22 protein-coding genes are annotated in these 18,450 nt (G+C 59.8%); 15 read left to right on the top strand and 7 right to left on the bottom strand.

Annotation, left to right across the window (positions count from 1 at the left end; all coding sequences use genetic code 11):
* The first annotated feature begins 133 nt into the window (after positions 1-133).
* The 6 genes from KHO33_RS36655 to KHO33_RS36630 all read left to right on the top strand — a co-directional run bounded on the left by KHO33_RS36655 (position 134) and on the right by KHO33_RS36630 (position 4,630).
* A complete protein-coding gene (locus KHO33_RS36655; RefSeq protein ID WP_211629271.1) occupies positions 134-349 on the top strand; it encodes a hypothetical protein in 216 nt (71 codons plus the stop codon).
* Between the two features lie 67 nt (positions 350-416).
* Positions 417-1,637 carry a DUF1173 family protein gene (locus KHO33_RS36650; protein ID WP_200567647.1) on the top strand — a complete coding sequence of 407 codons (1,221 nt, stop codon included), beginning with the start codon at positions 417-419 and terminating at the stop codon, positions 1,635-1,637.
* Between the two features lie 96 nt (positions 1,638-1,733).
* Positions 1,734-2,186, top strand: coding sequence for a hypothetical protein (locus KHO33_RS36645; RefSeq protein ID WP_200567646.1), 453 nt, complete (start codon positions 1,734-1,736; stop codon positions 2,184-2,186).
* A 13-nt stretch (positions 2,187-2,199) separates the two neighbouring features.
* Positions 2,200-3,126: a phage Gp37/Gp68 family protein gene (locus tag KHO33_RS36640; RefSeq protein WP_200567645.1), complete on the top strand. Its 927-nt coding sequence runs from the start codon at positions 2,200-2,202 to the stop codon at positions 3,124-3,126.
* 84 nt (positions 3,127-3,210) lie between these two features.
* Positions 3,211-3,882, top strand: coding sequence for a Lar family restriction alleviation protein (locus KHO33_RS36635; RefSeq protein WP_200567644.1), 672 nt, complete (start codon positions 3,211-3,213; stop codon positions 3,880-3,882).
* Positions 3,883-4,261: 379 nt separating this feature from the next.
* Complete coding sequence (locus KHO33_RS36630; protein ID WP_200567643.1) at positions 4,262-4,630, top strand: DUF2784 domain-containing protein; 369 nt, start codon at positions 4,262-4,264, stop codon at positions 4,628-4,630.
* 321 nt (positions 4,631-4,951) lie between these two features.
* Here the strand turns inward: KHO33_RS36630 and KHO33_RS36625 are convergent, their stop codons facing one another.
* Complete coding sequence (locus KHO33_RS36625; protein ID WP_200567642.1) at positions 4,952-5,224, bottom strand: hypothetical protein; 273 nt, start codon at positions 5,222-5,224, stop codon at positions 4,952-4,954.
* On the opposite strand from KHO33_RS36625, the gene KHO33_RS36620 reads away from it, so the two are divergent.
* Positions 5,223-5,882 (top strand): hypothetical protein, encoded by a 660-nt coding sequence (locus KHO33_RS36620; RefSeq protein ID WP_200567641.1) that lies wholly within the window; start codon positions 5,223-5,225, stop codon positions 5,880-5,882. The genes KHO33_RS36625 and KHO33_RS36620 overlap by 2 nt on opposite strands.
* 570 nt (positions 5,883-6,452) lie before the next feature.
* Here the strand turns inward: KHO33_RS36620 and KHO33_RS36615 are convergent.
* The gene (locus tag KHO33_RS36615; RefSeq protein ID WP_200567640.1) at positions 6,453-7,619 is read right to left on the bottom strand and encodes an integrase domain-containing protein; all 1,167 of its coding nucleotides are present in this window, start codon (positions 7,617-7,619) and stop codon (positions 6,453-6,455) included.
* Between the two features lie 1,141 nt (positions 7,620-8,760).
* On the opposite strand from KHO33_RS36615, the gene KHO33_RS36610 reads away from it, so the two are divergent.
* The 4 genes from KHO33_RS36610 to KHO33_RS36595 all read left to right on the top strand — a co-directional run bounded on the left by KHO33_RS36610 (position 8,761) and on the right by KHO33_RS36595 (position 10,681).
* Positions 8,761-9,777 carry a PRTRC system protein D gene (locus tag KHO33_RS36610; protein ID WP_200567639.1) on the top strand — a complete coding sequence of 339 codons (1,017 nt, stop codon included), beginning with the start codon at positions 8,761-8,763 and terminating at the stop codon, positions 9,775-9,777.
* On the top strand, positions 9,774-10,157 hold the full coding sequence (locus KHO33_RS36605; protein WP_200567638.1) for a hypothetical protein: 384 nt from the start codon (positions 9,774-9,776) through the stop codon (positions 10,155-10,157). Before KHO33_RS36610 ends, KHO33_RS36605 begins: the two co-directional genes overlap by 4 nt.
* Positions 10,158-10,269: 112 nt before the next feature.
* Positions 10,270-10,419: a hypothetical protein gene (locus KHO33_RS36600; RefSeq protein ID WP_200567637.1), complete on the top strand. Its 150-nt coding sequence runs from the start codon at positions 10,270-10,272 to the stop codon at positions 10,417-10,419.
* 1 nt (position 10,420) lies between these two features.
* The gene (locus KHO33_RS36595) at positions 10,421-10,681 is read left to right on the top strand and encodes a hypothetical protein (RefSeq protein WP_200567636.1); all 261 of its coding nucleotides are present in this window, start codon (positions 10,421-10,423) and stop codon (positions 10,679-10,681) included.
* 68 nt (positions 10,682-10,749) lie between these two features.
* Here KHO33_RS36595 and KHO33_RS36590 read toward each other — a convergent pair whose 3' ends face one another.
* The 5 genes from KHO33_RS36590 to KHO33_RS36570 form a co-directional block, all read right to left on the bottom strand.
* Complete coding sequence (locus KHO33_RS36590) at positions 10,750-10,974, bottom strand: hypothetical protein (RefSeq protein WP_200567635.1); 225 nt, start codon at positions 10,972-10,974, stop codon at positions 10,750-10,752.
* A 107-nt stretch (positions 10,975-11,081) separates the two neighbouring features.
* Positions 11,082-12,221 carry a primase-helicase zinc-binding domain-containing protein gene (locus KHO33_RS36585; RefSeq protein WP_200567634.1) on the bottom strand — a complete coding sequence of 380 codons (1,140 nt, stop codon included), beginning with the start codon at positions 12,219-12,221 and terminating at the stop codon, positions 11,082-11,084.
* Between the two features lie 254 nt (positions 12,222-12,475).
* Complete coding sequence (locus KHO33_RS36580) at positions 12,476-13,318, bottom strand: hypothetical protein (RefSeq protein WP_200567651.1); 843 nt, start codon at positions 13,316-13,318, stop codon at positions 12,476-12,478.
* Positions 13,319-13,328: 10 nt separating this feature from the next.
* Positions 13,329-13,757 carry a hypothetical protein gene (locus KHO33_RS36575; protein ID WP_200567633.1) on the bottom strand — a complete coding sequence of 143 codons (429 nt, stop codon included), beginning with the start codon at positions 13,755-13,757 and terminating at the stop codon, positions 13,329-13,331.
* Positions 13,758-13,887: 130 nt separating this feature from the next.
* The gene (locus tag KHO33_RS36570) at positions 13,888-14,253 is read right to left on the bottom strand and encodes a hypothetical protein (RefSeq protein ID WP_200567632.1); all 366 of its coding nucleotides are present in this window, start codon (positions 14,251-14,253) and stop codon (positions 13,888-13,890) included.
* 440 nt (positions 14,254-14,693) lie between these two features.
* Between KHO33_RS36570 and KHO33_RS36565 the strand changes: the two genes are divergently transcribed.
* From KHO33_RS36565 to KHO33_RS36550, 4 genes are all read left to right on the top strand, one after another.
* On the top strand, positions 14,694-15,410 hold the full coding sequence (locus KHO33_RS36565; protein ID WP_200567631.1) for a nuclease-related domain-containing protein: 717 nt from the start codon (positions 14,694-14,696) through the stop codon (positions 15,408-15,410).
* Between the two features lie 384 nt (positions 15,411-15,794).
* Positions 15,795-17,048, top strand: coding sequence for a hypothetical protein (locus tag KHO33_RS36560; RefSeq protein WP_200567630.1), 1,254 nt, complete (start codon positions 15,795-15,797; stop codon positions 17,046-17,048).
* 42 nt (positions 17,049-17,090) lie between these two features.
* Positions 17,091-18,278 carry a FlhC family transcriptional regulator gene (locus KHO33_RS36555; RefSeq protein WP_200567629.1) on the top strand — a complete coding sequence of 396 codons (1,188 nt, stop codon included), beginning with the start codon at positions 17,091-17,093 and terminating at the stop codon, positions 18,276-18,278.
* Positions 18,265-18,450, top strand: coding sequence for a hypothetical protein (locus KHO33_RS36550; protein ID WP_236074797.1), 186 nt, complete (start codon positions 18,265-18,267; stop codon positions 18,448-18,450). Before KHO33_RS36555 ends, KHO33_RS36550 begins: the two co-directional genes overlap by 14 nt.

The following is an 18,450-nucleotide window of genomic DNA, read 5'->3' as shown; positions in this document are numbered from 1 at the left end:
TTCTTTACGTCCGTCTCATCTCATGATGTTCAGGGTTAAGTTCCAAACTTCATCCTATTTGATACCGAGATAAACACCTCCGCTGGAACCCAGATATAGCGGGACGTAACAGTCATGGACGCCAACCGTGGTCATGGCAGCGGCCCTGTATGCGCTGGTGACCGTCCACCTCGTCGCCGGGCTCATTTCAACGATCCGGAAAAGCCGCGAAGAGCGGGAGCTGGCGATGATGGCCGCGCGCTATCCCCAGTGCAACGTCATACGGCTACGGTCCGGCGAATGGTTCCTGACCGACAAGACAACGGGACGAGAATATTCGCCCAGTGAAGTCCATGGCGGCCAGATGTGACCCGCGATTTGTACAACTCCTTCCACGGCCGCCGCGCGCGGCCTTTTTCTATGGTGCAGAGGCAACCATGTCCCAGGTATCTTTCGATGGCGGTGAGTTTCCGCTCAGTGACGTACAGGAAAATCCGGCCCGCTACGTGAAGCGCCTCGAGCGCGCAAAGGTCACGCCCGGCTACGCGGTCTGCCTCTGCGAGACCCACGCCGCGCCGCTGCAGCTCGTGATACGCCGTTACGGCTCGCTTCTTCACCTGGCCGGTTGGCCCGATGACGGCCACCGTCACAAGCGCGGCTGCGCATTTTTCAAGGATCCCGACGTCACGAAGCCGGCCAGCGGTGCGGACACGAAAGCCGCAATCTTCGCGACGCCCACCGGCCTGAATGTCAAACTCGACGCCTCGCTCACCCTGCGGGAAACCACCACAGGCTCACGCGGCTCGCCCGCGAAGCCGTCCAGCCGAGCCAGTCGCCGCTCAGCCAGCCTGCTTGCATTCCTGCAGACGCTCTGGGTCGAGGCTGGCCTTAACCAGTGGACTGGCACGAGCACGTCCCGGCACTGGGGGCAATGCAATGCCCAGCTCCTCGCCGAGGTCGGCACCGCGCTTATCAATGGCGCCGACGCGCAGGATGTCCTGCACATCATGCGTCGATTCGATGAAGCCGATCGCGTCGCGATCAATGCGGAATTCGATGCGTTCATTGGTCGCCTGACCGTCGAAGAAGGGACGACGAGGCGAGGACTGGTCATCGGTGAGATCAACGAGGTTTCGCCCACGCAGTATGGTCACGCGCTTAGCCTCAGACAGAGCGCACGTAAGTACTACGCTAGCACCAGCCTGATCGACCACGCTGCGCGAACCTATCCGCACGCATGGCGCGCGCTCGGCGATCGCGCCGCTCGGGTCATCGCCCTCCTTCTCGTTGAACGCACACCCAGAGGTCACCTGAAGCTCGTCGATCTAGCGGTGATGCTGTGCTCCCGCGCGCTCCTGCCATGCGATTCCATGCCCGAAGTTGCCATGGCCAACAGGCTGGTCATGGAGGGCCGGGATTTCCAGAAACCTGTTCGCATGAGCGACGGCGACGACATGCTGCCCGACTTCGTGTTGTGTGATACGGCCATTGACACCCACGTCGAGGTCTATGGAATGAATGGGGTCGACCACTACGAAGCTCGCAAGGAAGAAAAGCGCGCTCTGCGATCTGCACGGCAGATCCCGGTCGTCGAATGGAACGTGGATCGCGAGGTCCTGGATGCTGTCCGGCTGCCACCCGCCAGTAAACGTCGCTAGCCACAATGGCCAACGCCGGCCGCTTGACTTCCCTGTGAACGAGGCACACTCAGTGCATACCCGTCCCTGAGCGGGCGACATATCATCGGAGTTCGTATGCAAGGCAAGACGTTCTTTCTGGAACGCGCGATCTCGCGCTCGCTCGACTGGGTCGGTCGCTACCCGGCACTCAGCTGCGCATGTCATGATCCGCAGTCCATTTCCGGCGGTCGCCAGGTGGTGGTGGCATCTCTGTGCGGCGACGGTGTGCGCTGCGTCTTCTTCAGCGCCGTCGGCTCGGTGCTCGATTTCACGGCAACATGGTCTGAACTCGAGCGCGCAAAGACATGGTGGTACTTTGTCCAGCGCTGGTATTTCTGGATCGTTCCCGATCAAGAAACCATCGTCAGCATCAACCTGACGGCGGCACCCCTGGATCACGTCATCGCCCCTTTCGTCTCCGACCTGGCCAGCGACGATACGTACCTGCGGTGGCTCGACAGAATCGAGGCCCGCGCCCGGCAGTCTGGGACGCTCGCCGCCTCGGCGCTCGCCACTGAAGCAGTTTGACCGGGAGCGGACAATGGGCGCGAATACTGCAATTGAATGGACCGACATGACATGGAGCCCTTGGGAGGGTTGCCAGAAGGTCGGTCCGGGCTGCGACCACTGCTATGCCGAGTCCATGAACCGTTGGTTGCGCCATGGGGAAAACTGGGGACCGGGAGCCCCTCGCCGTGTCTACAGCGACGCGCATTGGGAAAAACCTGTGCGCTGGAACGATGCCGCGGCGAAGGCGGGCCAATACCGGAAGGTCTTCCCGAGCGTATGCGATCCGTTCGACAACGCCGCACCCGACGGTCAACGCGAACGCTTCGCCCGGCTCATTCGCGAGACGCCGCATCTCGTCTGGATGTTACTCACCAAGCGGATCGGGAATGCCGGCGCGATGCTCGCCGATATGTTTCCGCAAGGCACGCCGGAGAACGTCTGGCTCGGCGCGACCATCGTCAATCAGGAAGAAGCCGACCGCGATATTCGCAAACTCGTCGACGCACCGGCGAGCGTGCGCTTTCTGTCGATGGAGCCTCTACTCGGCCCGGTCAACCTTTACGACTGGATCGGTCCGTGGGGCAGCCCGGGCGAACTTCAGGCACCCCCGATGATCGACGGAATTTTCGTTGGGGGTGAAAGCGGCCGCGGTGCGCGGCCGATTCACCCTGCCTGGGTTCGGTCCCTGCGTGATCAATGTCACGCTGCTGGTGTCAATTTCCATTTCAAGCAATGGGGCGAGTGGGCACCGGGAAATAGTTGCGCAGGCAACGATCTGATTGAACGTGATCGTCGCAATATTCGCAGCGGGTTCTTTGACTACAACGACCACTGGAATGCTCACGGACCCAATCCCTTTCGCCAGACGATGGACCGGATCGGCAAGCGCAAGGCCGGGCGCGAGCTCGACGGGCAGTTGCACGACGACTTTCCTCCGATTATTGCAGTAAATGAATAATACCTTTCAGGTTGTAACTCCTGCTTTTCGCGCGTCCGATGTCCAACGATAATCACACTAGGTAATGACGCGCGAAAACCCAAAATGTACGAACAGCTCTATCCATGCGATCACTGCGGCGGACGCGGCACCGCTGGATTTTCACAACGTGTCGTCCCGGACATTGGCGAAGCCGGGTTTGACTACGGGCAATTCGGCCGCCAGGCTGGACCGCCCAAGATTGGCGACACGCTGGCTCGCCCGGCTTACGCCCCGAAAACCGAGAAGCTCGCGTGCATCTATTGCGCGGACTGTGGGATGAGCACGCCGTGGATCGCAGTCGGCAGCGACGAGCACGCGGCCCTTGATGAGTGTGGGAAGATCTGGAATCGTCGGCTCAATCGCCCGAAAGTGACGGCCGGCGACTTACGCCAGTTCATCGAGAAGGAAGTCGGTGCCTGCGACGCACAGATGATCATCAATCTGCTTGCGCGCAATGAAGAAGATTGGGAGACACGCGGCCCGATTTTCGCGATGCTCGCGCAGAGGCTTGTCGACGCTTCCATATCGACCAACGATTGCTGGCCGATCCAGCCACTTTTGAATGACGCTGCGCGCTGGCGCAAGCTGATGCAACTCGTAAAGTGGGTGGATATCGACGGCGAGCGCTATGCCCAGTTTCCGAGGATTCCCACGCCTTCCGGACATTCGGATCTGGTGTTCGAAGACCGCGTAGCACTCGCGGTCGATGCGATGCCCGATCGGGACCGTTGGTGAGACTTCCTCCGACGCCCGGCCGGACAAACGCGTGGACACCGGCCAGTCTCGCCACAGCGCCCGCAAATGCCAACGCCAGCGAACGACGTTGGCCCAATACTCCTCGAAACACACACCGTGGATCGCGGCACGGGTGTTGCGATTCTTTGATCCCCACCCAAAGGCTTCGGAGGCTTGCAACGGTGTATAGCTCTCGCTGAAGGCTTTAGTCGGCCAGGAACAGGCACTCGAGCGCCACGTGAGAATTGGCGACAATCTGGTGGAGTATGGGTACCTCGTTTCGCTCGAGGGTCTTTTATGCCGAATGATCGCTCTGAAACTACCGTAGGCGGTTCCGACATTGAGTCGGCGTTGGCGATATCGAACCGGACGCCGTATTATGAACTGGCTGGCCAATACCGTTCTGGTTTTGCACGCGCTGATCGTCCTGTTTATCGTCGGCGGGTTAACCGCTATCTGGACGGGCGCATGGTTGAAACGCGACTGGGTACGCAACCGCGTGTTCCGGATAGCGCATCTCACAGCGATAGGCGTCGTCGCGATTCTCGCTGTTCTTGACATACCGTGCCCGCTGACGGACCTCGAGGACTGGCTTCGTATCGGACGCGTCGGCCCGCAGGGGTTCGTGCAGCGCTGGGTAAGCTACTGGCTTTACTACAACTTACCGGGCTGGGTATTCGCGATGGCCTACGCGGTGTTCTTGCTGGTCGTAGCGGTCACGTGGTTTCGCGTCCCGCCGCGCTCATGAGGCGTCGGCATGGAGAGCGTTTCCGCTGTTGCGCCTTGGCCGCCCCACGTGCTGCTTGCCGATCTTCTCGCCGATCGTCACCACGATCCGCTTGCCTAAGGAACTTTGGTTTTCGATGAGGTCCGCGTTGTTTGCGCCAACCGCTACTTCCGGCTTCGGCCAAGTGCTGCCGTTCCTCTGCTAGCAACTTAGCCGTGCGACCGACTGCTATACCCAGAAAATGCGCCGGTGGCGGTGCCGCCACTCGCTAAGATAAATCGGCGCAGGTGCCTTTCACCCAACTATCTTCACTCAGCGCCTTTATGCGACGGCTTTGTCTGCTCACAATCGGCAACGGCCTGTTTGGGATATCGTTGCCTCATTGGAATAGGAGACGACATTCATGACTTCCGAGACGTCGCCGTCACATGGACCCAGCACTTCCCCGCCGCCCGGCCCGACGGCATCACCGACGTCAGCGAAAGCGCCAGGGCCGGCACCAATGCCGACGTCAGCGCCGACCGCGACGCCGACGCCCGCTCCGACACCAGCCTCAGTTTCTGCGCCTTCACCCTCGCCGAAGTCATCGATCAAGGGGAGGTTTTGGAACTTCATGTTTGGAAAGCCGAACCGCGAGACGTTTATTGCGATTGCCGCCGCGGCGTTCTCAGCCTGGTCCGCATATTCGGCGTACCAGGCCAACAAAATGAAGGATGACGCAATTTCCTACTCGGCCAAGGTGACGAACCAATGCCAATTCGAATACCACGGAGGCTCCCTCAACGGCATGGCGGCGTTGTGCTGGACCGTGACGATTTCGAACACCAGCGATCGCCGCCTATCTATCATTAGCGCAGACCTCGAAAATATGAACGGCGGTCAGCATACGCAAATCGGCGGCTTCGATACGTTGGAGACGATGGATGGGAAGAGCCTGGATCTTCCCATCAGCTTGGACAGTGGTGAAGCGAGGACAATTCTCGTCAAAGCGCCCATGCTGTTGGAGAAGGGGGTGAACGATGCGCTTCACAAGGCCGAGGACGATAAGCATCTCGATCTGTCGAAGATGAAGCTCAGCGAAGTCAACACCTTGTTGGGTGAGCAGAATACCGACCTGCTGGGCAACAAGGTGAAGCTGACGGTTTTCGATCAAAATACGTGGATGCGATCCATCTCCTCTCCGTTCAAGCGCGCCGAGAATATGCTGACCCTGACGACCGGGCGCGGGGTGAGGTTCACAATAAGGCTTGTCGACCCGCCCGACTTGCATTGAACGGCGAGGGCAAACATAGACCAGCTTTCCATAGAAGAGCTTTCCACGGCGTAGGGTTATGCGATTGTCTTTGTCAACGTGAAGGCGATGCAGGACAGAGGGATAGATGGCCAGTTGCGCTAACCAGGCTGGCTGGTGATCTTTTGGATGCGTCTCTATCGACGCCGCTGCCTATTCGGTGCGAAAGACGTTCGAGAACAAAGGGTTTTCGATCGGAATCGATCTTGCTCCGGCCGAGTATTCCATGGGCGGCGACGGAACACGTTCGCGACAGGTAATCGCCAATCCGATCTCGAACGTTGTCAAGATCACGGCCTCAGGCGGGATCATTCGCATGGATTGACAGGACCACCCTGAAAAGCTGCCGTCGAGTCCGTGGCGGCTGGAGCGGCGACTTTGGGTCGATTCCAGCCTTCAGGGCGCGGAACCGATAAAAAAATAGCCGGCTACAAGAGCCGGCTTTGAAAGGATTCTGGCGTTTTCCGAGGGCCATCACCAGAACCTGAGAGACAATTCATTGTGCCTGTTCCGCTCCTGCCGGGAGAGGCATGTGAGACGCTGTTTTGGGTGTCATTTGTCGGCGCGACCCGTGTCCTGTGGGGAAGATGCGTTTGCACCAAGGATCCGATACAGCGCCTGCCTTGAAATGCCCAGTGCCGTCGCAGCGTGACTCTTGTTACCGTTGCCGGTCGCCAACGCAGCGCGCACCTGCTCTACCGTTGGCAGCTTCTTTTGCAGGCGATCCTGCTTCGCGAAAGTGGACAGATACGCGTTCGCCTTGGTCACGCGGCTATGCCCGGCCGCTTCGACCACGCGCCGCATCGCTTCCAGGTGATCCTCGCGATCGGGTTTTTCGCCGGCGCGCTTCACAGGTGCTGGGACGCCAGCCACCCGCGCATAAAGCGATTGAAGAAACCCATGTCGCAGGCCGTGACTGGTAACACCGAGGCCCTTTCGCGTCACACCGTGCTTGTCCAGCACGTAGTAGTACCAGTCCCGCCACTGCTTGAGCGTCCGATCAGCCGGCACAGTTGAGCCAGTGAAGCCATTACTCAGACGCGCTGCTTCTTCCAGGATATCCAGCCTCGCCTCGATAGGCACTTCGCGCGGTCGACCGCCCTTCGTGCCGCGCGTGACAGCGAGTGTCTGCGGATTGCGAGCCGCCTCAGCGGGCCGGAGCATGAAACTTTCTTCAACCCGTAGACCAAACGCAGCCTGCAACTTCAGCTGAACCGCAGTGTACGGGCAGGTTCGCGCAATCTCCTCGATCTTTGCCACCGCATCAATGCCATGCGCTTCCCATGATTTGTCCTCGGTCGCGATATAGCTGCGCACGAGGCCGTGCTCGCGACGATCAACATAGTCCGCCAAGGTGCCGACGAGGTTCGGCTTGGCCATCCAGTTCGCGAGTGCACGTAGATACGTCAGCTTGTTTTCGATCGTGCCTCCGCTTTGCTTGCACGCCACCCAATGCGTGACGAGAAATCTGATGTGCTTGTGCTTCAGCGACCACGGCGTCTGCAACGCGTAGCCGTTCTCCCTGAGTTCCGTGAAAGCCTTGCACAGCGCTGTCGCTCTCCTCTCCTGCGTTTTGATCGACAACGCCTTGTTGCTAATCCGACTCGTGCTGTGGATTTCAGCGACATGCCTGTCGAACAGGCCCAGCAGTGCGTCCCGGAATTCCGGGGTGAACCGGTAAACGCTAACCACCGCACGTACATTCAGGATTGCTGCCATCGTTGACGCTCCGCGCGACGATACCGCCGCAATGTTGTTTATCGCCCCTGGAATCGCAGCATCCCTACCTGATGCCGTACTTCGATCCAGCGGCCATCCGTTTTTCCGCTCTGGCGGCTGCGCCTTAACCCCGGCGTGGGGTACTGCCTTCCTGACCTTTAGCGATTTCCACCGATCAGCCAGATGCATGGGAAGAACATGCGGTCCGACCGTCCAATCTGCTGCGTGCCGGCGTGAAGTGCGCTTCGCGCAACCCACCACCGAGCTATCGCGCCCGACCTCCCGGTCGTGGCGCTGCGAATCGCTTCGCGTGATGCAGCTTCGTGGCTACCCTGCCAGCGTGACGCATTGCGCGTGTGGGCCGCTCTCCGCTTCGCGGTAACGCACCCCCGCTATGTGCCGGGCAATACCTGATACGCGTTTGTGTACGGCCGCGCGCGCCGTGTCCTCTTCCGTCAGAGAATCGCGGTTCTCCGGTGTATTCCGGACCGCAGGAGTTCCCCCGCCCCCAAGCACGTTCATCTCTGCCGCGGTGTATCGGGCTTCGTGAACGTACCCAGCATTCGCTGAAAGGGCGTGTGCAGACGCTCATGAGCATGCGGAAAGTGTCCGGTGTCCGGTCTCTCCACATGTCCTCATTGCGTCACATCGCGGCAAACCGCCGCCGATCGTATGGATATCGCACTGTCCAGGGGTCCTCATGGTGGACCATCATGGACTTGATCTGATTCAGAAAAAGGCCGCATCACTGTGCGGCCCGGTCACTTGCTGTTTTTTGGCCCATTGCGAGCCCAAAGGTATGGACGTGCGAGTGCCCAGCACTCTGTATCGATGCGTCATGGACGCGGTAGGTATGCACAGGATACGACTGCGGCCGCCGGGTGTTCGACCAAAAGGTGGGCTGAACCTGCTGGCTTTCGTCGACTTGACTTCGCTGGGGGCTCGCTAGACTGGAAACCAGGCAGAACTGACAGAAAAGTGTCAGTTCGACCAGTAAACCCGTCGAACCATCCGACCTGACACTTATCTGTCAGATATCTGATAGTTCGGCGGCTTATGCCGATGTGAAGCTGCAAGCTGATACTTATCTGTCAGTTTTCTGTCACTTCGGCGCGGACCTCTCAAATCGAATGGAGTCATCTTGAAAACTTCCGTCTTCGCAGTCGACGTCGGCTATGGCAATACCAAGTACGCTCATCGCGCGGCGAGCGGCACCATCGCGACCGGCATGTTTCCCTCGCTCGCGCCGCTTGCGGCAAGCCGCGCGCTGTCTGGCTACGGCGACGGTGTCCTCGTCTCGCGCAAGGTCGCGACAGTTGTGATCGACCAGATAGAGTACGAAGTGGGTCCCGACGTATCGCTCACGGCGGCCTATGGCAACACCGGCCGCGCATTGTCGAATGACTTCGTTCTCTCCGACAACTATGCCGCCCTGCTGGCAGGTGCGATCCACTTCGCTGGCGTCACGCACATCGAGCGCCTCGTGCTCGGCCTGCCGGTCCATAACATGAAGAAGTACGGTACGGCGCTGCGGGACCGCTTTACCGGAGCGTTCGACTACGGCCCGGGTCGGGTCACCATCGAGAAGGTCGTTGTCATACCGCAGCCGCTCGGCTCCCTCGTCGCTGCGTCGGCCAACCGTCAGAGCGAGTTTGGCCGCGACAGCGCGCACCTGGTCATTGACGTGGGCTACTTCACGACCGACTGGGTATACGCGAATGGCTTCACGATGGACGACAAGCGTAGCGACGGCATTCCGGGCGGCGCATCACAGATCTACCAGCGCATTGCTGCGCTCATATCGCGCGACCAGGACGAACAGGTCGAAGATATCGAGCGCATCGACAAGGCCGTGCGCGAGCGCAAGCCTTTCTTCTTTTACGGCAACGATATCCATCTCGACCCCTATCTCGAACAGTCGCAGCCGGTGATCGCAGGGGTCGTGAAGGAAATGCAGAACAAGGTCGGGCAACTGACGAGCGTGCGATCGATCATCCTGTCCGGCGGCGGTGGCGCCCTGTACGCGCCCGCGATACGCAAGGCGTTCCCGCGCGTATCGCTCGAAGTCATCGACTCGCCGTGCATGGCCAACGCCAAGGGCTTCCTGATTGTCGGCGAAGCTGGCCTGACCCGCGAGCGTGCGACAGCAAAAGCATGAGCGAGAAGTTCGACATGAAGGTGGTCATCGATCCGGTGACCACGCCGCTTCTGCACGCGCGGCTGGCTCAGGCGAAGTCGTATCGCGAGCGTGCTGCCGTGTTGCGGCACCTCGCCGAAGCCGCGCTACGGGGTGTGCCGGCGCAGACCGCGAGCAGCATTGTCGAGACAGCGGCGACTGCTTCGACGGCTGCATCGACGCCCGCCATGTCATCGCCCTATACAACGTTACCGTTAACTGCCAGTAGGAATCGTCCGCCAGCGGAGCCGGCTGTGTCCATGTTGCCGGTCGCTGCCGGCGCCGAGCCCAGCAACGAGCAAGGGAGCCTCGATGGACACAACGTCGAGGCGCTCGCCGACGCCTTCGGGGGGTATTTTTGAACTGATGTCGGGAGTCGCTTGACTTCAGTTTGCAGATGGCAAGATAGGTCATGACTTCGGTGTTCATCGCACGACGTGCGGTGCACCGAGGCAAATATAAAAGGAGAATCACATGCTCGAACTGATCCAGATCATTCGCAATGGCCTGCCCCTGAACGAAGCCCACACGTGGCTCTTTTTCGCGACCGTGCTCGCCGCGGCCATTGCAGGTGCCTACGCCGGAGCGGCCGCGCACGCATCGTATGAAAAGAAGGGAGGCTGACATGACGCTGATGAACCGGGCTGCGGCGTGGTACGCGAAATTCAACGCCCTGTCCTTCTTCGCGCGCCGCGCGATCATCTTTTGCGCATCGCTCGCGCTGTGGTGGTTCGCTGCGATGTTGCAGAGCATGCACTTCGACAATGACCTGTGCGTCGTGATGCTGCTTGCTGGCGCGGCCGGCGTGCTGTGGTCAAGCGAGTTATGGCGACTGTGGAAGGTGTTTGCTGCGATCGTCGTCATCTGTCTTGCGATCATGCGATGAGCAGCGTCTCGGCGAACCAAAAAAAACGGCTCCCCCATCACTGGGGGAGCCGCTTTGCTTTCAGGGTTTCAGTGCGGCCGCGAGGCAGCAGTAACAAGTAGACGATGCGCGCAGAAATCCCACGCCTCCGAAAACGTCTGATCCCGGGCAGCGAACTGCGTGTTGCCCTGCGAACGACGGTCAATCACATCGAACGAAACGGCATCTGACTTGCCGACGGGTTGCCGGCCGCCACTTGCACCGTTCGTCGCGATGATCGAGTATTTACCCACGAGAATCTTGAACGAGGCCATTTTTCCACTCCAGAAAAAAGCCCGGCGAAATACTGCCCGGCGGGGAGTATCCCCACCGGGCGAGTTGATAGTCAGCGGCGCGATGCCGCGTTCAGGTTAAAGAGATATCAGGCGGTTGCTGCTAGCTGTGCAACGGTCCGGCTGGCCCCTTGCGTGGCCGATAACCGAACATTGATCCTGCAGCGCGTCATCCACTCGTCAGCGAAGTCGGTTCCCCGCAGACGCGGACGATGAACGATCGCGGTAAAGCCTTCTGCCCGCAAACGCTTCACCAGCTCGATCCCGCCAGCGACACCGACGGACTTGCCCGTACGGGCATCGACGGCGTCAAAGTCGACAAAGATGTGCACCACGCGAATGCCAAGGCCTTCCGGAACCACGAACTGCCGAAGCAGTCCGACGTTCATGCAATACCACATGGGTACGCCAGTCAGCATGTGCGCGGCGCACGCCGTTTCCAGTCCTTCGGCGACACCAATCTCTCCGTTCTTCGGCTCCATCAGACGGACAGCACCTCCCGCGAGCGGATTGAGCGTCATGTCGTTGAGCTTCGAATCGAGGATCTCGCCGTCGTCAGAAACGATCGCCGCCTTTGAAGGGCTCGAGCGCTCGAGAAAGGTCCGGTGCAGCGTGCCAAGGCTTCCGTTTGGCAACTCGTACCGCGCGAGAATGCCCGGCCAGCTGCCAATCACCTTCCTGTCGTGCCAGTACTCGAGCATGCCAAGGCGCAACGCCCGGGAGGGAGCCATACGCAATCCGGGCACCCGCGCAGTGAGATAGCGCATCGCAAGATCGTTACCAGACATCGGCGACGCCGCATCCCACATTAAGTTGAGGCGGTTCGAAATGAACTTCCGGTCAGGCTTGCGTTTGGGTTTCGGCGCTGAGCCTGCAACGGCCGGGCGCGCTGCGCGCGGTGCGGGGCCCCCATCCAGTTGACGCATCAGCCGGTACAGCCCCATCCGGTTCACTCGCGTGATCAGCTGAAGGCCGTCGCCAGCCATCGCCTCACCGTTATTGCATTTGCGGCAGATCCAGTTTCCCCGCCCACGCTTGTTATCGTAGGTGAAGCGATCGGTGCCACCGCAGACAGGACATGAACAGGCGTTCCCGGTGAGACGGTCCGCAGGCACGCCGTAGCTCACGAGGAGCGAAATCCATTGCTCCGGGGAGAGCGAAAATTCGCGAAGTTTTCGCTGAAGCCACTCGTACTGCTCGGGCGTCAGCTCTCTTGCTCTTACAGTCATGAATCACTCTCCTTGAAGTGAGTGGGTTTGGTCGGTGCCTGAGACAGGCGTGAAAACGCATGCTCAAAAAAACGGTCCGCGCGTGAGCGAACGGCTTTTTTCAGCAGACGTGCCTTTCAGAACAGGAGGGGACGGCGTATGAAAAGGGCGGAAGACCCGTCGCAACGACACACCCGGGGGGGTGCCGTGCAAAGGTGAGGGGTTACGGGAGAGGCATCAGGAAACGGTGAGACTTTCCGGGATGCCAGATTCCCTTATCGGGTAATAGACCAGAGCCACTTGTCCCACATGACCTGCTTTCCGTCGACGATCTTCGGCGAGCCGTCGGCCCGAATGGCAGGCACCTGGATCTTGCGCAGACGGCGAACTGAAACGACATCGCCAACCGAGCAACGGCACTCGGCAATCGCTTCCTTGAGACCTTCTCCCTGGAGCGTCCTTTCGCCGGTCGCGGTTTCGACATGGATCGCGAACGAATCGTAGAAGCGCCCGGGCCGCTTGCGATCCGGAAACTTCTCTTCGCCCCACGACACAATGCGCCCTCTGACGCTCGCCCCATCGTGCCCAGAAGAACGTCGCTCGCGCGAGGGCTTAACGCCGGATGCGTCGAAGGGCTCGTCGCTTTCGTTTGCCGCGACATGCAGCGCTGCGCTGCCTGCCTGCGGAGCGCTTGCAACAGGCTGGCTGGCACCTGTGCTGGTTCCACGGATCGCTGCGGCCAGTGCTTCCTTGAGCGCACAACGATGGATGCGAATCTGAAACCAGTGCGGGATCAGGTCCGGAACGATCTTCATGCCGAACTCGGTCTGTTCGGCGTGATTGTCAAAGGCCGGCGCGAACTCGACAATGTGATCGCCCTCATCGACAAAGAGATGCGGGACATCACCGATCGTCACGACGGTTTCATTCTGGGCGCCCTGCCCGACTACATGAGCAGGAGCGTTAGGGCGCGCCGCTGGAACCGATGCGTCGGGCGTTTCACGTGCCGCAGGATGCGGGTCCTGTTGCGGCTGGGAAGCGGCTTGATGGGAGGTGGCACTGTTGCCGGGGAACAGATCCGCGAGGACGCGGGAAAAAAGGGTTGCTGGATTCGGCATTGCGGTTCTCCTACAGCAACGTGCCGAAACACGTGCGTTGCAGCTCGCGCAGATCGCGTGCAAGCAACGGCGTACTGAGAATGACGTCCTGCAGCGTCTCGGGATCGACCCCGTTGACCTTGCACACGAAGACGTAAGGCAACGCACCGTCCCAGTACCCCATGATCCATCCGAGCGTCGCGCGGTAGTCGTCCACGTCGATCTTGCGGTTGCGCAGACGCTCCGAAAGGAAGTCGGCGCAGTCCATCAGCGACTCGGGCATGCTGTCCCCCCGGCGGCTATCGCTTGCAAGCGAAATCAATGCATCGACCATCCTGTCGCGCACCGCCTCGCTCCACAGGTGTGGATCGGGCAGAGGGTCGGGTCTGGCCGGGGTGATAACTATCGGCGAGGACTCGCCGAACATGTCGAGCTGCCATGCAGCTACCTGGGTTTCCATGGGATTGCTCCTCGATGCCGGCAATCTCATGGCCCATGCTCGGGAATGGGATTCCCGGCGGGGTTCAGGTGCCGTCACCTGGGCAATAAAGCCCCGGGTGACGGTAAGGACTGGCGATAGCCTGACGAGCTCAGGTACCGGTCTTGAAGGGGATAACGACGGCCGACTTCGCGTACTGCTTCGTCGACGCCGGTTTGACACTGCTGTCGTTCGATGCAGCCATACCCGTCATTGCAGCAGCCTGTGCCTTCGCCTGGGCAGCAACACGCGCGGACGCGGCGAGCTTCTCAGCTTCGACGCGCGCAGCTTCGGCTTCCGCTTCTGCTGCGAGGATGGCCTTGGCCTTTTTCTTCATTGCCGACGCGAGCCAGGCGCCGCCGAGCAGGAAGAGAAAGACCCCAATGACAAACGACTTCGATGCGAAGTACACGATGAGACACAGGGCGAGTAGCTTGCCCGGCGTTTTAGTCGCGTCTTTGAACAGGACTTGCACCATTTTTCTCTCCAGAAAAATTCAACAGGGAATGTCCGGACCAACGTCCGGTGGTTTCGATGCTCGATGAGCAAGGAAACACGGCGCGAAGCGCTTTCGTGCGGACCCGTTAAGGGCGCGCACGAAAGCACTGGCAGACCGGCATGAGGGGGAAGTTGAGAAACAGAAGGACGCGCGCGATCAATCGCGGCAGATCGATGCGTCAGTAGACGCCGTTGAACAGGATCAGATTAGCCGGATCGGCTTCAGCGGAGAGGCCAAATGCTTGCGAAAGTCGTGCAGCTTTGACGCGTGAGGGACCGCTCCGGCCCGCGTCGCCTTAGCCGGTTCAGACACCTAACCCGGAATGCTCGACAAAACCGTATAGCTTTCCGGGATTCCGGTGACTTGACTTCACCGCAATCCTGGCAGACTGAACCTGTTACTTCTTCAGGAGCAGGGACATGCACTGGATCATTCTTGCGGTGGCGGCTTATGTGGCGTGGTGTTTTGTGTCGAACAAAGCGGGCGCGCGCGTCGCGCGCCCTGCTTCCCTCTCCATTCCGAGCCTTCGGAGCGAGCAGAGCGGCGACGAAGGCGAGGCGAGGGTTCAGGCAGAGCTTCGCGCCGCGCTGTCGTGGCTGTGTGGAGATGACTTCTATCTCCATGACGGCCCCCTTCTTCTCAACCATGCGCCGGGCACGGAATTTCCGACAGCCGAGGTCGACCACCTTGTCATTACGCCATTCGGCATTTTTGTCGTCGAAACGAAGAACTGGACAGGCCGGATCATGCCCGGGCACGACGACTCTTCTGTCGAGCGTGTGAGCGCCGATGGACGTAGCGAGGCACGCCGTTCGCCACTCGCCCAGAACCGGTCGAAGGTCCGCTTTCTTCGCTCCATCCTGCCCGCTGTCTGGCCGGTCGAAAGCATCGCCGTCTTTCCCAACACGAACTGCGCCCTATCCCCGGAGCTGCCCGTCAACCTCATGCGCATTGACGATCTCCGGCAGTGGTTACGCACCCGCATGGCGTCCCACGAGCAGCGAAGCCGGGTTCGAATCAACGTAGTTTCGGCCCGCGCCGCTCTGTTGACGCTCGCGGAAACGGGGCCGGATGCCATACAGCGCCACCGGGATAAATTGAGGAAAACCCCTAGAAAAGTTACCGGCTCTTACTAAAGTTTCAGTAATTGTTGCCGTATCAAACTTTTGCGGATCGAAAATGGCCGGCCTCCCTAATCCCGGAAAGCTATACGAATCTGTGCTTCTTAGCGACTTTTCTACCTGAAAAGGACGCTTATCCTAGGGCGTGCGCGTGACGAAGACAGTTTCCTGCCAGTCGAATCCGCAACGCAGAGACCAGAGCGTGAACAAGAACCAAAACACGAAAGGAGTTCGTTGTATGAAAACTGTAGTGCAATCGAAGCTGTTGTGTAAGCGCTCTCACCGTGCGGGATCATCTACCCGCCTGGGCACCCGACTGAATCCGCGTGGCCTGCTCCCGTTGGCGCGGCGCTAATCGCGCCCTGGCGCTATCCCACGACAATTTTCTCCGAGAGCAACATGAGCAATCGCAACGACATTGCAACGGCAGCCGACGACGACTTCGATCCGACGCGCCCCGAGGGTAACGAAAACAATAGCGGCAACGACAGCAACCGGATCGAGCGGGTGCTTCCCCTCGCCTTCGCGCACGTTCCGTCCGAGATAGAAATCAGCCAGTTGGTCAAGCAATTCTTTGGCGGCGAGGAAATCGGCGATGCGCTGCGCGCTGCGATCGCCGAAGAGGCTGAGGAAGTCGCGCACTCCACTCGCAAGATCCTACTCGAGCACATGCGCATCGGCGGCTCGTTCTATCACATCCGGACTCGCGTCGAAGCCCACTTCGTGAACACTCTCGGCGACACCAAGCAGGTCCGGAACAAGGCGGCCGAACTGGTCTACAGTTTTCTCGAAGCGACCTTCCGCAAGAAGCGGGACTCCGTCTATCTGTATATCCGTTGCTACGAGCGGTTCAGCACGAACAGCGGCGCAGTCGAAATGCTCTCGATCAGCGATATGCAGTTGCTGGTCAACAAGGACGATGATGTCGTCGCGATGGTTATCGAAGCGAAGCGTGAAAATGCTGATCTGAGCAAGCGCGACGTCGCAAAACTAATTGCGCAGTTCGAGGATCGCCTTTCCGAAAAGGACAGCGCTCTCGCAACCGTGACGAGCCAGCTCGCCGAAATCTATGGCCAGCTTGACGACGCCAACAACGACAACGAACGCCTGACGGCCGAGGCCCGGCGTCTGACCCAGGAATTGCAGCAGGGCAAGGAGTCTTTGCGCAAGACGATGGTCGATCTGAACAATGCAGAACAGGCAACGAGCGGCCTTCAGAGTGAAATCGCGAAGCTTGAACGCGAAGTCACGAACAGGACGCGAGAACTTGCCGATGCGCACGCGAAGGTGCAGATCAAGGAAGTGCAGGTCGAAGTCACGCCTGAGGCCATCAGGAATCTGGAAAGCGCGACCGAAGACAAGCTCACGGAACTCAAACGGGTGACGGCCGAATGCGAAGCCGCAAAGGCGCGTCTTGCCGAACTCGCAGAACGCCGGGCGAAGGAGGAGTCCGACATCCAGCAGATGGAAGCCGTCGATAAGCGGGTATCGGGTCTGATCGAGAAGTTCGGCTCATTCATTCAGGACTACCACAGCGCACAGCTGGTGGTGACGGCCGACGGTTCGATCAAGCGCTACAAGGGCCTGCTAGGCGGCCTTGCCGATCTCGTTGGTAAGTTTCACGGGGAATTGGTGGCCGCCGTTCGCACCTGACGCCGCGGTCATTAAGTAAAGAGAGATAAAAAGGAAAAAGCGGTGAATAACAAAGAAAATTTTCGGGCAATCGACCGGCTCCACGTGCCTGATTGGCTCATCGACCAGATTCAGGTGGTCAACTTCAACCTGGTCGACCATCTGAAATGGATGCTCAAACACGACGGTCGCTTTAACGAGGTGTTCAACGTCGAGCGAAAGGAAATCGAGCAGCTGCAACTGAACCAGTCGTCCCTGCGAAGCCTGCTGCGCGCTCCATTCCTGATGGTCGAGCCGACCCTGCAGTCAGTCGAAGACTGGCGCTGCTTTGTGGACAGCACCGCGACCACCGTGGCCGTCGACGAACTGCGTCGCAAGACACCTCCATTGGATTCGTTGCTGGCCTACGCAGTGAACCAGCAGAACGTTGTCTTCGTGTCGTTGATGACGCAGGTACTGAGCGTGAGCGTCCTGAGCGCGCCTCTGCTCGGCATTTCCACGGAGTTGGCCAGGTATCTGATGTCGGTCCCGACTCATAAGCTCAACCTTGCCGTGACACGCATGAAGGAGCTTCCCCTCTTCCGCTGGCGCTTTGACAGCCCGACGTTCTGGTACGAGTTCACAGCTAGTACGTTGACGGACGAGATCGTCGCCCATCAGATCATGCTCACTTCGCCCTCCCGCGTGGGCAATCTGCCGTATGCGGCACAGTGGGGTGAACTGCGTCTTGGCCGATTGAGAAACGAAGCTCTCGCAAACGCGATGATGGCATACGGACTTCGGGCCTCCACGGCATCGAACCTGTTCAGTCTGAACCAGCACCAGATGCGTATCCGGTATTTCGAGATCAACGGCAAAAGCTCGCCCTGCGGCAACACGGCAACGTCGCTCTCATGGTTTGTCGAGTCGCCGGCCCACCGGCTACATGCGACCGTCTACGCGTGGCTGTATCGTTCGGCGACAGCCATGGGTGCCAATCCAGCTGAAGCCCTGCTCGCGACAAACGATGTCTATGACCGTCTATTTGGCGGCAACAGGCTCATCATGCCCGACCGCGGCTGGAACCTGATCCGCTCGATGGCCGCTGATACGCGCCTGACGGTCGCACCTTGCCGCGGATGTGGGACGCACTACGTCGTCTCGAACACCGACGCGAAAATAGAGATGCACAGCCGCTTCCACTGCCCTGCCTGTATGCAGCAACTCGGTGCGCGCAAGCGTGCTGCCCGGAGAAGCCGTGCTGACGCCTGACAAGAACAACGTCCGTGAACTGCCAGCAGGTCTGGTCGTTTTCGACACGGATGGACATGCGCAATTCGGGTGGCAGAACCCCGAGACCGGGGCCTACTACGCCGAAGCAGATGGAAGGATCATCGCCAATGCTGTTGGCGCGGTGGCCTGGCATGCCGGGCGTATTCACTAG

The sequence above is a fragment of the Paraburkholderia nemoris genome, assembly GCF_905221015.1.
Lineage (GTDB): Bacteria > Pseudomonadota > Gammaproteobacteria > Burkholderiales > Burkholderiaceae > Paraburkholderia > Paraburkholderia nemoris.
Note: the sequence above shows the minus strand (reverse complement) of the source record. Positions and strands in the feature narration are given on the sequence as shown.

Excerpts from the sequence above, each read along its gene's own strand:
- KHO33_RS36655 (WP_211629271.1), top strand. The coding sequence starts at position 134 with ATGGCAGCGGCCCTGTATGCGCTGGTGACCGTCCACCTCGTCGCCGGG.
- KHO33_RS36650 (WP_200567647.1), top strand. The coding sequence starts at position 417 with ATGTCCCAGGTATCTTTCGATGGCGGTGAGTTTCCGCTCAGTGACGTA.
- KHO33_RS36645 (WP_200567646.1), top strand. The coding sequence starts at position 1,734 with ATGCAAGGCAAGACGTTCTTTCTGGAACGCGCGATCTCGCGCTCGCTC.
- KHO33_RS36640 (WP_200567645.1), top strand. The coding sequence starts at position 2,200 with ATGGGCGCGAATACTGCAATTGAATGGACCGACATGACATGGAGCCCT.
- KHO33_RS36635 (WP_200567644.1), top strand. The coding sequence starts at position 3,211 with ATGTACGAACAGCTCTATCCATGCGATCACTGCGGCGGACGCGGCACC.
- KHO33_RS36630 (WP_200567643.1), top strand. The coding sequence starts at position 4,262 with ATGAACTGGCTGGCCAATACCGTTCTGGTTTTGCACGCGCTGATCGTC.
- KHO33_RS36620 (WP_200567641.1), top strand. The coding sequence starts at position 5,223 with ATGTTTGGAAAGCCGAACCGCGAGACGTTTATTGCGATTGCCGCCGCG.
- KHO33_RS36625 (WP_200567642.1), bottom strand. The coding sequence starts at position 5,224 with ATGAAGTTCCAAAACCTCCCCTTGATCGATGACTTCGGCGAGGGTGAA.
- KHO33_RS36615 (WP_200567640.1), bottom strand. The coding sequence starts at position 7,619 with ATGGCAGCAATCCTGAATGTACGTGCGGTGGTTAGCGTTTACCGGTTC.
- KHO33_RS36605 (WP_200567638.1), top strand. The coding sequence starts at position 9,774 with ATGAGCGAGAAGTTCGACATGAAGGTGGTCATCGATCCGGTGACCACG.
- KHO33_RS36600 (WP_200567637.1), top strand. The coding sequence starts at position 10,270 with ATGCTCGAACTGATCCAGATCATTCGCAATGGCCTGCCCCTGAACGAA.
- KHO33_RS36595 (WP_200567636.1), top strand. The coding sequence starts at position 10,421 with ATGACGCTGATGAACCGGGCTGCGGCGTGGTACGCGAAATTCAACGCC.
- KHO33_RS36590 (WP_200567635.1), bottom strand. The coding sequence starts at position 10,974 with ATGGCCTCGTTCAAGATTCTCGTGGGTAAATACTCGATCATCGCGACG.
- KHO33_RS36585 (WP_200567634.1), bottom strand. The coding sequence starts at position 12,221 with ATGACTGTAAGAGCAAGAGAGCTGACGCCCGAGCAGTACGAGTGGCTT.
- KHO33_RS36580 (WP_200567651.1), bottom strand. The coding sequence starts at position 13,318 with ATGCCGAATCCAGCAACCCTTTTTTCCCGCGTCCTCGCGGATCTGTTC.
- KHO33_RS36575 (WP_200567633.1), bottom strand. The coding sequence starts at position 13,757 with ATGGAAACCCAGGTAGCTGCATGGCAGCTCGACATGTTCGGCGAGTCC.
- KHO33_RS36570 (WP_200567632.1), bottom strand. The coding sequence starts at position 14,253 with ATGGTGCAAGTCCTGTTCAAAGACGCGACTAAAACGCCGGGCAAGCTA.
- KHO33_RS36565 (WP_200567631.1), top strand. The coding sequence starts at position 14,694 with ATGCACTGGATCATTCTTGCGGTGGCGGCTTATGTGGCGTGGTGTTTT.
- KHO33_RS36560 (WP_200567630.1), top strand. The coding sequence starts at position 15,795 with ATGAGCAATCGCAACGACATTGCAACGGCAGCCGACGACGACTTCGAT.